Below are 12,791 nucleotides of genomic sequence, written 5' to 3'. Positions count from 1 at the left end.
AGGCCCCTGCAGACACCACCCGAACCGCGGTGGGTCGCCCCGGGTCCGCGGAGGCGTAGGCATCGGAGCTGACGCGGGGGTAGCCGGCGGCCAGTAGCGGCTCGACGAGCTCGTCGGCCACCGCGACGGATTCCACCGTGACCTGTATGTCGATGACGTCCGGAGCGCCCTGCCCGGCCACCGCGGTCGGGCCGACATGCTCGATGCGCTGCGCCCGGTGCCCGCAGTGGGTCCGCAACCGGGCCAGGATGCGCTGCGCCTGATCCGCCCAGGTCGGATCGGCCGGCACCGGCGTCGTCGGCAACGGCACCGCTCGGCCGGCCTTGATGTTGTCGGCGAACGGCAGGATGCGCTGCTCCCAGAGTTGCAGTGCCTGCGCCGCCAGGTCGTCGGGGGACCCGGAGTTGTCCAGCCACACGTCGGCGACGTCGCGCCGCTGCGGCTCGGTGGCCTGCGCGGCGATGCGGGCCCGGGCGTCGTCCTCGGACATGCCGCGGTGGGTGAGCAGTCGGGCCACCCGCACTTCGACGTCCGCGTGCACGACGATCACCAGGGGGAACATCGGCGCCATCTGCGACTCGACCAGCAGCGGGATGTCCTCGATGATCACGGCATCGTCACCGGCGGCGGCGATCAGCTCCGCCCGGCGGCGTGCCACCAGCGGGTGCACGATCCCGTTCAGGGTGGCCCGCTTGTCCTCGTCGCTGAACGCTATCGCCGCCAGGGCCGGGCGATCCAGACTTCCGTCGGAAAGCAGGATGCCCGGCCCGAAGGCCTCGACCAGTGCGGTCAGGCCTTCGGTACCGGGCTCCACCACTTCACGAGCGATGACGTCGCCATCGACGATGACGCCGCCGTGGCGACTGAAGGTGGCCGACACCGTCGACTTACCGGCGCCGATACCGCCGGTCAGACCGATACGCAGCACCTGCGTCCCTTCAAATCGCCCAGGCGCTACTACGCGCTGTTGCCGGCGAGCTTCTCGCGCAGTGCGGCGAGCTGCTCGTCGCTGGCCAGCGAACCACCGGCCGGCGCGTCGTCACGATGCGAACCGTTCGAGCTGGAGTGCGACGACTCGGCCTGAGCGACCTCGGCGAACTTCTCCATCTGCGTGGTGTGCATCTTGTGCCGGCGCTCGGCCTCGGCGTAGCGGGCCTCCCACTCGGTGCGCTGCTTGTCGAAACCCTCGATCCACTCGTTGGTCTCGGCGTCGAAGCCCTCGGGGAAGATGTAGTTGCCCTGCTCGTCGTAGCTGTCGGCCATGCCGTACTTCGACGGGTCGAACTCCTCGGTGTAGTCCTCGTTGGCCTGCTTGAGGCTCAGCGAGATCCGGCGGCGGTCCAGGTCGATGTCGATGACCTTGACCATGGCGTCGTCGCCGACCGCGACCACCTGGTCCGGCACCTCGACGTGCTGCTCAGCCAGCTCGGAGATGTGCACCAGGCCCTCGATACCCTCCTCGACTCGGACGAACGCACCGAACGGCACCAGCTTGGTGACCTTGCCCGGCACGATCTGGCCGATCGCGTGGGTGCGGGCGAAGTGCCGCCACGGGTCTTCCTGGGTGGCCTTGAGCGACAGCGAGACGCGCTCGCGGTCCATGTCGACGTCGAGCACCTCGACGGTGACCTCGTCGCCCACCTGAACCACCTCGGACGGGTGGTCGATGTGCTTCCAGGACAGTTCGGAGACGTGCACCAGGCCGTCCACGCCGCCCAGGTCGACGAACGCGCCGAAGTTGACGATCGAGGACACGACGCCCTTGCGGACGGCGCCCTTCTGCAGCTGGTTGAGGAACTCGCTGCGCACCTCGGACTGGGTCTGCTCCAGCCAGGCGCGACGGGACAGCACCACGTTGTTGCGGTTCTTGTCCAGCTCGATGATCTTGGCTTCGATCTCTTTGCCGATGTAGGGCTGCAGGTCGCGAACCCGGCGCATCTCCACCAGGGAGGCTGGCAGGAAGCCGCGCAGACCGATGTCGAGGATCAGGCCGCCCTTGACGACCTCGATGACGGTGCCCTTGACGGCCTCGTCCTTCTCCTTGAGCTCTTCGATGGTGCCCCAGGCGCGCTCGTACTGGGCGCGCTTCTTGGACAGGATCAGACGACCCTCTTTGTCCTCTTTGGTCAGGACCAGAGCCTCGACCTCGTCACCGACGGACACCACCTCGTGGGGGTCGACGTCGTGCTTGATGGACAGCTCGCGAGAGGGGATGACGCCTTCGGTCTTGTAACCGATGTCGAGCAGGACCTCGTCCCGGTCAACCTTGACGATCGTCCCTTCCACGATGTCGCCATCGTTGAAGTACTTGATCGTTTTGTCGATGGCGGCGAGAAAGTCCTCGGCCGAGCCAATGTCGTTGATGGCTACTTGCGGCGAGGTGACGGTGGGACTTGGCATGTGTTGGGTTGCTCCGGACAAGTTGAGGTAGTAGGGACTGGGTCGTGATGGTCTAGTCACGCATGCCTGAGCATGCGGTGGCCCACGATGTAGGTCTGGGGACCGGTCGCGGACTACCTGTTGAGGCTACTCGACACGTTGCACGCTGGACAAACCGGTGGTCTACGCTGCCTCGCTATGCCCCAGATGCGGAACCGCAAGGTCGGAGCGTCGCGCCTCGTCATCATCCTGCTGGCCATCCTGACGACGCTGCTGGTGTTGCTGTTCACGGCGTCAAATCCGGGCGGCACCCTGACCGCTTTGGTGCTGTCGAGCATGGCGATGCTGGTGGTGCTGTTGTGCTATCGCTGGCTGGACCGCTGGGAGCCCGAACCCCGCCGTCTGCTGCAGCTGGCGTTCCTTTGGGGTGCCTCGGTGGCGGTGCTGCTGGCGGTGGGCCTGGAGACGTTCGGGTCCACGGTGGCCGAGATCAAACCGCTGGTGTCGAAGTCGTTCGACCAGGCGGCGATCCAGGCGCCGTTCATCGAAGAGGCCGCCAAGGGCTTGTTCCTGCTGATCATGCTGACCGGCCGGCGACGCCACCACCTGAACTCCCTGACCGACTGCATGGTCTACGCCGGCGTGACCGCGGTGGGCTTCGCCTGGATGGAGGACATCGTCTACATCGCGCCGGCCGAATCACCGGCCAAGATGGCCACTGTCGCGATCATGCGGTTGATCTTCGGGCCGTTCGCGCACCCGCTGTTCACCACGATGACGGGCATCGGGGTGTTCTTCGCGCTGCGCCGCCACGGGTTCTGGGCCAAGGCATTGATGATTCTGCTCGGCTACCTGGCGGCGGTGGGCATGCATGCGCTGTGGAACGCCTCGCTGGCGATGGGCGGCGGTCAGGCGTTCCTGGTGACCTACGTGTTCTGGATGGTCCCGATCTTCGTGCTGATGGTGACGCTGGCCATGGTGAGCCGCCGCCACGAGCAGCACCTGGTGGCCGTCACGTTGCCGACGATGGTGGCGGACCGGCTGATCAGCCCGAACGAGCAGACCTGGCTGGGCTCGATCCGCAGCCGCAAGCTGGCGATCCGCGAGGCGCGGCGCATCGGTGGCCGGCCCGCCGGCAGGTCGGTGAAGAGTTTCGCCGCCCAGGTGGTCAAGCTTGCCTTCGTGCGCGACCGCATCGATCGCGGCTTCGGCGACCCGGAGGTGTACGCGCTGCAGCACGAGGATGCCTACGGGGTGGTGGCCGCGCGGGCCGCGGCGCCGGTACTGCACACCATGGCCGGCTACCGGTCGCCGCTGCCGGCGCGGCGGTAGGGATCAGGCGACTGCATCCCAAACTGGTACCATCGGTCGGGTGAGCACCCAGATCGCGGTGAGATTGCCCGACGAGATCGTCGCCTTCATCGATGGCGAGGTCCGGCATGAGGGCGCCCGCAGCCGGGCGGCCGTCGTGGTGCGGGCGCTGGAACGGGAGCGTCGCCGCCGTCTCGCCGAACGCGACGCGCAGATTCTCGCGGCCGGCGCACCCGCGGCGAGCGATCTGGACTCGCTGGCCGGCCACGCTGCAGGCGCCGCCCTCGACATCGACTGATGCGACCCATCCACATCGCTCAGCTCGACAAGACCCGGCCCGTCCTGATCCTCACCCGCGAGCTCGTGCGTCCGCATCTCACCAACGTCACCGTCGCGCCGATCACGTCAACGGTCCGAGGGCTGTCCACCGAGGTCCCGGTCGGCGCCGTCAACGGGCTGGACCAGCCGTCGGTCGTCAGTTGCGACAACGTCCAAACCATTCCGGTGACCGCCCTTGGCCGTCAGATCGGCTTCCTGCTCGCATCGCAGGAGCCCGCCCTGGCCGAAGCCATCGGCAATGCATTCGACCTAGAAGCTCGCGTCTAGGACACGGTGGCAGTGTGGCCGTAGCGGTTCGTGAACGTGATGCCGTCCACAGTCCACATGCCGCGGTCCGAAAGCCATTTGTCGCCCGCCCAGTGGAACAGGTGTGTCGATTCATCACCGAACGAGAAGCAGGGCGCCGCGATACAGGGATTTCCCTTGTCTTTCGATGCCCGTGTGGGCCGCACCGGCTCAGTGCGCGGCGGCGTCCCAGCTGCGCCCGTATCCCACCGCGACCTCCAGCGGAACGCTGAGCTCGTAGGCGTTGCCCATCTTGTCGCGTACCAGCGCCTCCAGCGGCTCGCGCTCACCGTCGGCCACCTCGAACAGCAGCTCGTCGTGCACCTGCAGCAGCATCCGTGACCGCAGCCCGGAGGCCTTGAGGGCAGTGTCGACGTCGATCATCGCCACCTTGATGATGTCGGCGGCGCTGCCCTGGATCGGGGCGTTGAGCGCGGCGCGCTCGGCGGATTCACGGACCTGGCGGTTGCTGCTGTCCAGCTCCGGCAGGTAGCGCCGCCGGCCCAGCACCGTGGAGGTGTAGCCGTCCTTGCGGGCCTGCTCGACGACCTCGTGCAGATAGTCGCGCACGCCGCCGAAGCGGTCGAAGTAGGCGTCCATCTGCTCCTTGGCCTCTTCGGTGGAGATCTTGAGCTGGGAGGACAGTCCGTAGGCGCTCAGCCCGTAGGCCAGGCCGTAGGACATCGCCTTGACGCGGCGCCGCATGTCCGCAGACACCTCGTCGATGGGCACGCCGAACGCCCGCGACCCGACGAACGAATGCAGATCCTCACCGGTGTTGAACGCCTCGATCAGGCCCGCATCCCGCGACAGGTGCGCCATGATGCGCATCTCGATCTGGCTGTAGTCGACCGTCATCAGCTCGGTGTAACCGCTACCGACAACAAACGCGTCGCGGATCTGGCGGCCGGCGTCGGTGCGGACCGGGATGTTCTGCAGGTTGGGTTCGGTGGACGACAGCCGGCCGGTGGCGGCGATGGTCTGATTCAGCGTGGTGTGGATTCGGCCATCGGAGGCAACGGATTTCAGCAATCCGTCGACGGTCACCTTCAGCCGGGTGACGTCGCGGTGGGCCAGCAGGTGTTCCAGGAACGGATGCCCGGTCTTGTCGAACAGGGTCTGGAGCGCATCGGCGTCGGTGGTGTAGCCGGTCTTGGTCTTCTTGGTCTTGGGCATGCCCAGCTCATCGAAGAGCACCACCTGCAGCTGCTTGGGTGAGCCGAGGTTGATCTGCTTGCCGATCACCGCGTAGGCGGCTTCGGCGGCGTCGCGGATCGCATCGCCGAACCGGCTCTGCAGCCCGTTCAGGTGATCGAGGTCGACGGCGATCCCGGCGGTCTCCAGTTCGGCGAGCACCCGCTGGACGGGCAGTTCGATGTCGGCGAGCAGTGCCGTGGAATCGATGCGGGCCAGCTCGGCGTCCAGCGCATCGGCCAGATCGGTGACCGCGCGCGCCCGCAGGATCGCGGTCTGAATCGCCTGATCGTCCACGCCGTCGGTGTCGTCGAGCAGCGAGAGCTGTTGTTGCTCATCGGATTCGGCCCGCAGCTCGCGCCGCAGGTAACGCACCGACAGGTCGTCGAGGCTGAAGCTGCGCTGGCCGGGCCGCACCAGGTAGGCGGCCAGGGCGGTGTCGCTGGTGACGCCGTCCAGTGTCCAGCCGCGCCCGGCGAGGTCGTGGTTGGCCAGCTTGGCCTCGTGGGCCGCCTTGGGTCGGGCCGGGTCGGCCAGCCACGCGGCCAGCGCCGTCTCGTCGTCTGCGGTCAGCGTGGCTGTGTCGAGGTAGCCGCCCTCGCCGTCGGCGGCGGCGATCGCCAGTGCGGTGGCATCGCTGTCGAAGCTGCGGTGGCTGCCGATCACGGTCAGCCCGGCCCGCCTGCCGTCGGCGGCGTGTTCGGCCAGCCAGGCCGCGACCGCTCCCGGCTCCAGCGCACCGCCGCGAACCTCGAAGCCCTCCTCGACCTCGGGCTCGGCCGTCGCGAGGGTTTCGAACAGCCGGTCGCGCAGCACCCGGAACTCCAGGTCGTCGAAGAGCTGGTGGATCTGCTCGCGGTCCCACGGCACCAGCCGCAGCGTGTCGGGCGTCTGCGCCAGCGGCACGTTGCGCACCAGGTCGGTCAGTTCCCGGTTGAGGATCACCGTGGACAGGTTGGCGCGCAACGAATCTCCGACCTTGCCCTTGACGGTGTCGACCTGGTCGACCAGGCCCTGCAGCGAGCCGTATTCGGTGATCCACTTCGCGGCGGTCTTCTCCCCCACACCGGGAATGCCGGGCAGGTTGTCGCTGGGGTCGCCGCGCAGCGCCGCGAAGTCCGGGTACTGCGCCGGGGTCAGGCCGTACTTCTCGACGACGGCATCCGGGGTGAACCGGGTCAGGTCGCTGACGCCTTTGCGCGGGTAGAGCACGGTCACGTTGTCGTTGACCAGCTGCAGTGCGTCCCGGTCGCCGGTGACCACCAGCACCCGGTAGCCCTCGGCGTCAGCCTGGGTGGTCAGGGTGGCGATCAGGTCGTCGGCCTCGTAGCCGGCCTCGGACAGCGTGGTGATGCCCAGCGCATTGAGCACTTCCTTGGTGATGTCGATCTGGCCGCGGAACTCATCGGGGGTCGCCGAGCGGGTCGCCTTGTATTCCGGGAACCGCTCGGAGCGGAACGTCTGCCGGGAGACGTCGAACGCGGCGGCGACGTGGGTGGGGGCTTCGTCGCGCAGCAGATTGATCAGCATCGCGGTGAACCCGTAGACGGCGTTGGTGGTCAGGCCACTGCGGGTCTTGAAGTTCTCCGCGGGCAGGGCGTAGAACGCCCGATATGCCAGCGAGTTTCCGTCCAGGAGCAGCAGGGTGGGTTGGGTCTGGCTCACGGCCCCAACTCTAGGCACCGCGGGTGGGCGCCCGGTGCGGCCGGTGGAATTGCAACACGTTTCAGTTTGGCTTCGCGGTTGGGTACGCTGACCGGGTGCCAGACGTAGCCTCGCAGCCGGCCATCGACGGGTGGTTCGCCACCGACGACGCCGGCCTCCCCCACCTGATCGGCGCCAAGTGTCCGCAGTGCGGCACCTATGTGTTCCCGTCGCGTGAGAACAACTGTCCCAACCCCGCCTGCGACGGCGATGTGCTCGAGCCCGTCGCGTTGTCGCGGCGCGGCACGATCTGGAGCTACACCGAGAACCGGTACCTGCCTCCGGCGCCGTATCCGCCGTCCGACCCGTTCGAGCCGTTCGCGATCGCCGCGGTGGAACTGGCCGACGAGGGCCTGATCGTGCTGGGAAAGGTGGTCGAGGGCACGCTGGCCGCGGACTTGAAGGTCGGTATGGAGATGGAGCTGGCCACCATGCCGCTCTACACCGACGACGACGGCGTGCAACGCACCGTTTACGCATGGAAGAAGGTGGACTCCAATGGCTGAGCCGCTGTACATCCTGGGCGCGGGCATGCACCCGTGGGGTAAGTGGGGCCGCGACTTCACCGAGTACGGGGTGGTGGCCGCTCGCGCCGCGCTGGCCGACGCCGGCCTGAACGCGACCCAGATCCAGTTCATCGCCGGCGCGGACACCATCCGCAACGGCTACCCGGGCTTCATCGCCGGTTCGACGTTCGCCCAGAAGCTGGGCTGGAACGGGGTTCCGGTGTCCTCGAGCTATGCCGCCTGCGCCTCCGGTTCGCAGGCGCTGCAGAGCGCCCGGGCCCAGATCCTGGCCGGGTTCTGCGACGTGGCGCTGGTGATCGGCGCCGACACCACCCCCAAGGGCGCGTTCGCCCCGGTCGGCGGTGAGCGCAAGAACGACCCGGACTGGCAGCGGTTCCACCTGATCGGGGCGATGAACCCGGTGTACTTCGCGCTGCTGGCGCGCCGCCGGATGGACCTTTACGGCGCGACCTCCGAGGACTTCGCCCAGGTGAAGGTGAAGAACTCCCGGCACGGTCTGAACAACCCGAATGCCCGTTACCGCAAGGAATCCGCGGTCGCCGACGTGCTGGCCAGCCCGGTGGTCTCCGACCCGCTGCGCCAGCTCGACATCTGCGCGACCTCCGACGGGGCTGCGGCGCTGATCGTGGCCAGCGCGGAGTTCGCGAAGAAGCACCTCGGCTCGCTCGACGGCGTACCGTCGGTGCGCGCGGTGTCCACTGTGACCCCGCAGTACCCCCAGCACCTGCCCGAATTGCCGGACATCGCAACCGATTCCACCGCGGTCGTGCCGGGATCAGACCGGGTGTTCAAGGACCAGATCCTGGACGCGGCTTACGCCGAAGCCGGGATCGGCCCGGATGACGTCAGCCTGGCCGAGGTCTACGACCTGTCCACCGCACTCGAGATCGACTGGTACGAGCACCTGGGTCTGTGCGCCAAGGGTGAGGGCGAGCAGCTGCTGCGCAGCGGCGCCACCACCATCGGTGGCCGGGTGCCGGTGAACCCGTCCGGCGGGCTGGCCTGCTTCGGTGAGGCGATCCCGGCGCAGGCCATTGCCCAGGTGTGCGAGCTGACCTGGCAGCTGCGCGGTCAGGCCACCGGCCGGCAGGTCGAGGGCGCCACCGTCGGCGTCACCGCCAACCAGGGCCTGTTCGGGCACGGCTCGTCGGTGATCGTCGCGCGGTAGGGTTCGCGCGGCCGGCCCTCTCCCGCCGGCGTGCATGTTTGTACGCGACACGCCGGGATGGGCTGTACAACTGTGCACGCTCGCGGGCCGGGGATGCTGTTGCCGTGAGCAGCACCGAAACCGTCGTCGTGAAGGTAAAACCCGGCAGCCGCAAGGGCCCGCTGATAGAAGCCGACGACGACGGTCAATTAACGATCTACGTGCGGGAGCAGGCCGTGGACGGCAAGGCGAACGCCGCCGTGATCCGGGTGCTGGCCGAGCATTTCGGGGTGCCGCGCAGTCGCGTCGAGTTGGCCTCGGGCGCAGGGGCGCGGGTCAAGCGTTTCCGGATCGACCGATAACCCTGGGCCCGCCGCCGACCACGTCTGCCAGCACCTGAACGAACCACGCCAAACCGGGGGACCGCATGAGCTGATAGGCCACCACGGCGTAGCCCAGCGAGACGTACTCCAAAGCCGCGCCGATGGCGTTGTCAGTCCTTGGTATCGGAATCCTGCTGCGGCAGAAGCTCTTCCAGCGTCGACCGGGCGATCCGCCGAAACGCCCGCCGCGGCCGGTTGGCGTCCAGGATGGCCACCTCCAGAGTGCCCGGCCCCAGCTTGCGGGGCCCGGCGCCATTGGCGGCATCAGGCTGCTGCAAGGCGTCCACCGCCAGCCGCAGGGCGTCGGCCAGCGGAGCGTTCTCGGCGTAGGACTCCTTGAGTGCGGCGATCACCGGCTCGGTGGTACCGCCCATCACCACGAAATGCGGTTCATCGTAGATCGAGCCGTCATAGGTGATCCGGTACAGCTCAGGGGCTTTCGTCTGACCCTGGTAGGCCACCCCGGCCACACACAGCTCCACCTCGTAAGGCTTGGCCTGCTCGGTGAAGATGGTGCCGAGAGTCTGCGCGTAGACATTGGCCAGCTGCCGCGCGGTGACGTCCTTGCGGTCATAGGCATACCCGCGGGTGTCGGCGAACTGGATGCCGCCGCGGCGCAGGTTCTCGAACTCGTTGATGCGGCCCGCGCCGGCGAAGCCGACCCGGTCATAGAGCTCACTGATCTTCTGCAGTGAGCGCGAAGGGTTTTCGGCGACGAACAGCACACCATCGGCGTAGGCCAGCGCCACCACGCTGCGCCCGCGGGCAATCCCCTTGCGGGCGAGCTCGCCACGCTCACGCATCGCCTGCTCGGGCGAGATGAAATACGGAAAACTCATTTCTTACCCCGCTTGGTGCGCGGTCCCGAAGCGGTCCCGCGAGTACGGTTCTCGATGACCTCGCGTGCCAGTTCGGCGATGCGGTCCTCGGGGATGTCGACGGCGCCTTCGGCACCGATCGTCACCGCGGTCGGATAGATACCGCGCACCAGATCCGGTCCGCCGGTGGCGGAGTCGTCGTCGGCGGCGTCATAGAGCGCCTCGACGGCCACCCGCAGCGCCGAGTCGGCGTCGGTCACCTGCGCGTAGAGCTTCTTCATCGACGACTTGGCGAAGATCGAGCCCGAGCCGACCGACTGGTAGCCCTCCTCCTCGATGTTCCAGCCCCCGGCGGCGTCGAACGACACGATGCGTCCGGCGTGCTGTCCGTCGGCCTCGTCGATGTCATAGGCCACCAGCAGCGGCAGCGCCAGCAACCCCTGCATGGCCGCACCGAGGTTGCCGCGCACCATGATCGCCAGCCGGTTGACCTTGCCGGCGAACGTCAGCGGCACCCCTTCGAGCTTTTCGTAGTGCTCCAGTTCGACGGCGTAGAGCCGGGCGAACTCGACCGCCACCGCCGCGGTGCCCGCGATCCCGGTGGCCGTGTAGTCGTCGGTGACGTAGACCTTGCGTACGTCACGCCCGGCGATCATGTTGCCCTGGGTGGAGCGCCGATCGCCGGCCATCAGCACACCACCCGGGTATTTCAGCGCAACGATCGTGGTACCGTGCGGCAGGTCGGCGCCGGACAACCCCTGCAGGCTGTTACCGCCGGCCGGCAACAGATCCGGTGCCTGCCGGCGCAGAAAATCCGAGAACGACGACAGGTCTACCGAGCTCGACGGCAACCCGGGAAGCGCGGCAGCGGTAGGAAGACGGTCATGGAAGGGCCAGCTCACTGGCCGCCCTTTTGGACGTATGCGCGGACGAAGTCCTCGGCGTTCTCCTCCAGCACGTCGTCGATCTCGTCGAGCAGATCGTCGGTCTCGCCGGTCAGCTTCTCGCGACGCTCCTGGCCGGCGGCCGCGGGACCGGTGGGGTCGTCGTCATCGCCGCCGCCACCGCCACGCTTGGTCTGCTCCTGAGCCATCGCTGCCTCCTGCGTCTCCATCGGCCTGCGCATGACGCGCACGCCGGTTTCTCCACCCTACCGTCGGCGCCGACGCCGACGCTGGCTAAGGCGCGCGGTGGCTACGTGGTGAGTTGTTCGACCAGTTCAGCCGCGCTGTCCACCGAGTCCAGCAATGCCCCGACGTGTGCCTTGCTGCCGCGCAGCGGCTCCAGCGTCGGAATGCGCACCAGCGACTCGCCGCCCAGGTCGAAGATCACCGAGTCCCAGCTGGCGGCGGCGATATCGGCCCCGAACCGGCGCAGGCACTCACCGCGGAAGTAGGCACGGGTGTCGGTGGGCGGGTTGTCCACCGCGTCGAGCACCTGCTGCTCGGTGATCAGCCGCTGCATGGAGCCGCGGGCCACCAGCCGGTTGTAGAGGCCCTTGTCGAGGCGCACATCGGAGTACTGCAGGTCGATCAGGTGCAGTCGCGGTGCCGACCAGGTCAGGTTCTCCCGCTGCCGGAAGCCCTCCAGCAGACGCAGCTTGGCCGGCCAGTCCAGCAGGTCGGCGCACTCCATCGGGTCGCGTTCCAGCTGATCGAGAACCCGCGCCCAGGTCTCAAGGATGTCGGTGGCCCGCGGGTCGGGGTCGCGTACGTCCACCAGCTTGGTCACCCGGTCGAGGTAAATCCGTTGCAGCGCAAGGCCGGTCATCTCGCGACCGTCGGCCAGCGCCACCGTCGCCCGCAAGGTGGGGTCGCGGCTGATGACGTGCACCGCGCGCACCGGGCGAGCCAGGACCAGATCACTCAAATCGATTCCGTGCTCGTGGCCCTCCTCGATCAGGTCGAGGACGAGGGCGGTGGTGCCCACCTTCAGATACGTCGAGGTCTCGGCCAGGTTGGCGTCGCCGATGATGACGTGCAGCCGGCGGTACTTGTCGGCGTCGGCGTGCGGCTCGTCGCGGGTGTTGATGATGCCGCGCTTGAGGGTGGTCTCCAGGCCCACCTCGACCTCGATGTAGTCGGCGCGCTGGGAGAGTTGGAAACCCGGTTCGTCACCGGAGGCACCCAGCCCGACCCGGCCGGAGCCGGTGACGACCTGCCGGGACACCAGGAACGGGGTCAACCCGGCGATGATAGACGTGAACGGGGTCTGCCGACTCATCAGATAGTTCTCGTGGGTGCCGTAGGAGGCGCCCTTGTTGTCGATGTTGTTCTTGTACAGCTGCAGCTTGGCGGCACCCGGAACGCTGGCCACATGGCGGGCGGCGGCCTCCATCACCCGCTCGCCGGCCTTGTCCCAGATCACCGCGTCCAGCGGGTCGGTGACCTCCGGCGCGGAGTACTCCGGGTGGGCGTGGTCGACGTAGAGCCGGGCCCCATTGGTCAGGATCATGTTGGCCGCCCCGACCTCGTCGGCGTCAATGATCGGCGGCGGGCCGGACGAACGGCTCAGGTCGAAACCGCGGGCGTCGCGCAGCGGGGACTCCACCTCGTAGTCCCAGCGGGTGCGCTTGGCACGCGGGATTCCGGCGGCGGCGGCATACGCCAGCACCGCCTGGGTGGAGGTCAGGATCGGGTTCGCGGTCGGATCCGACGGCGAAGCGATGCCGTATTCGACTTCGGTCCCGATGATCCGTTGCATG

The 12,791-nt window shown here is 67.9% G+C and carries 12 protein-coding genes and 1 pseudogene; 6 read left to right on the top strand and 7 right to left on the bottom strand.

Annotated features, from left to right (window positions below; all coding sequences use genetic code 11):
* Window positions 1-16: 16 nt before the first annotated feature.
* Both coaE and rpsA read right to left on the bottom strand, forming a co-directional pair.
* Window positions 17-928, bottom strand: a pseudogene (gene coaE, locus K6T84_RS11275) (dephospho-CoA kinase); the annotation flags it as partial.
* Between the two features lie 29 nt (window positions 929-957).
* Complete coding sequence (gene rpsA / locus K6T84_RS11270; protein WP_224865479.1) at window positions 958-2,400, bottom strand: 30S ribosomal protein S1; 1,443 nt, start codon at window positions 2,398-2,400, stop codon at window positions 958-960.
* 186 nt (window positions 2,401-2,586) lie between these two features.
* Here rpsA and K6T84_RS11265 point away from each other — a divergent pair, with 186 nt between their 5' ends.
* The 3 genes from K6T84_RS11265 to K6T84_RS11255 are packed head-to-tail and all read left to right on the top strand — an operon-like array spanning window position 2,587 to window position 4,296.
* A complete protein-coding gene (locus K6T84_RS11265) occupies window positions 2,587-3,711 on the top strand; it encodes a PrsW family intramembrane metalloprotease (RefSeq protein WP_224865762.1) in 1,125 nt (374 codons plus the stop codon).
* Between the two features lie 40 nt (window positions 3,712-3,751).
* Complete coding sequence (locus K6T84_RS11260) at window positions 3,752-3,988, top strand: YlcI/YnfO family protein (protein WP_224865478.1); 237 nt, start codon at window positions 3,752-3,754, stop codon at window positions 3,986-3,988.
* Entirely contained in the window at window positions 3,988-4,296 is a 309-nt protein-coding gene (locus K6T84_RS11255; protein WP_224865477.1) for a type II toxin-antitoxin system PemK/MazF family toxin, read from the top strand. The genes K6T84_RS11260 and K6T84_RS11255 overlap by 1 nt, the downstream gene beginning before the upstream one ends.
* A gap of 189 nt (window positions 4,297-4,485) precedes the next feature.
* Here K6T84_RS11255 and polA read toward each other — a convergent pair whose 3' ends face one another.
* Window positions 4,486-7,191, bottom strand: coding sequence for a DNA polymerase I (polA, locus tag K6T84_RS11250; RefSeq protein WP_408066094.1), 2,706 nt, complete (start codon window positions 7,189-7,191; stop codon window positions 4,486-4,488).
* Between the two features lie 77 nt (window positions 7,192-7,268).
* On the opposite strand from polA, the gene K6T84_RS11245 reads away from it, so the two are divergent.
* The 3 genes from K6T84_RS11245 (at window position 7,269) to K6T84_RS11235 (ending at window position 9,248) form a co-directional block, all read left to right on the top strand.
* A complete protein-coding gene (locus tag K6T84_RS11245) occupies window positions 7,269-7,718 on the top strand; it encodes a Zn-ribbon domain-containing OB-fold protein (protein ID WP_224865475.1) in 450 nt (149 codons plus the stop codon).
* Window positions 7,711-8,907 (top strand): lipid-transfer protein, encoded by a 1,197-nt coding sequence (locus K6T84_RS11240; RefSeq protein WP_224865474.1) that lies wholly within the window; start codon window positions 7,711-7,713, stop codon window positions 8,905-8,907. The genes K6T84_RS11245 and K6T84_RS11240 overlap by 8 nt, the downstream gene beginning before the upstream one ends.
* A gap of 104 nt (window positions 8,908-9,011) precedes the next feature.
* A complete protein-coding gene (locus tag K6T84_RS11235; RefSeq protein WP_224865473.1) occupies window positions 9,012-9,248 on the top strand; it encodes a DUF167 domain-containing protein in 237 nt (78 codons plus the stop codon).
* Window positions 9,249-9,379: 131 nt separating this feature from the next.
* Here the strand turns inward: K6T84_RS11235 and prcA are convergent, their stop codons facing one another.
* From prcA to dop, 4 genes are all read right to left on the bottom strand, one after another.
* Window positions 9,380-10,108: a proteasome subunit alpha gene (gene prcA, locus K6T84_RS11230; RefSeq protein ID WP_225400220.1), complete on the bottom strand. Its 729-nt coding sequence runs from the start codon at window positions 10,106-10,108 to the stop codon at window positions 9,380-9,382.
* On the bottom strand, window positions 10,105-10,989 hold the full coding sequence (gene prcB / locus K6T84_RS11225) for a proteasome subunit beta (protein ID WP_225400221.1): 885 nt from the start codon (window positions 10,987-10,989) through the stop codon (window positions 10,105-10,107). Before prcB ends, prcA begins: the two co-directional genes overlap by 4 nt.
* Window positions 10,986-11,180: a ubiquitin-like protein Pup gene (locus K6T84_RS11220; RefSeq protein WP_085081669.1), complete on the bottom strand. Its 195-nt coding sequence runs from the start codon at window positions 11,178-11,180 to the stop codon at window positions 10,986-10,988. The genes prcB and K6T84_RS11220 overlap by 4 nt, the downstream gene beginning before the upstream one ends.
* 101 nt (window positions 11,181-11,281) lie before the next feature.
* Complete coding sequence (dop, locus tag K6T84_RS11215; RefSeq protein WP_224865470.1) at window positions 11,282-12,790, bottom strand: depupylase/deamidase Dop; 1,509 nt, start codon at window positions 12,788-12,790, stop codon at window positions 11,282-11,284.
* Window position 12,791 lies beyond the last annotated feature (1 nt).

The sequence above is a fragment of the Mycobacterium zoologicum genome (assembly GCF_020181635.2).
Lineage (GTDB): Bacteria > Actinomycetota > Actinomycetes > Mycobacteriales > Mycobacteriaceae > Mycobacterium > Mycobacterium zoologicum.
This window is presented reverse-complemented; position numbering and strand designations above follow the sequence as displayed.

Excerpts from the sequence above, each read along its gene's own strand:
- rpsA (WP_224865479.1), bottom strand. The coding sequence starts at position 2,400 with ATGCCAAGTCCCACCGTCACCTCGCCGCAAGTAGCCATCAACGACATT.
- K6T84_RS11265 (WP_224865762.1), top strand. The coding sequence starts at position 2,587 with ATGCGGAACCGCAAGGTCGGAGCGTCGCGCCTCGTCATCATCCTGCTG.
- K6T84_RS11255 (WP_224865477.1), top strand. The coding sequence starts at position 3,988 with ATGCGACCCATCCACATCGCTCAGCTCGACAAGACCCGGCCCGTCCTG.
- K6T84_RS11240 (WP_224865474.1), top strand. The coding sequence starts at position 7,711 with ATGGCTGAGCCGCTGTACATCCTGGGCGCGGGCATGCACCCGTGGGGT.
- prcA (WP_225400220.1), bottom strand. The coding sequence starts at position 10,108 with ATGAGTTTTCCGTATTTCATCTCGCCCGAGCAGGCGATGCGTGAGCGT.
- K6T84_RS11220 (WP_085081669.1), bottom strand. The coding sequence starts at position 11,180 with ATGGCTCAGGAGCAGACCAAGCGTGGCGGTGGCGGCGGCGATGACGAC.
- dop (WP_224865470.1), bottom strand. The coding sequence starts at position 12,790 with ATGCAACGGATCATCGGGACCGAAGTCGAATACGGCATCGCTTCGCCG.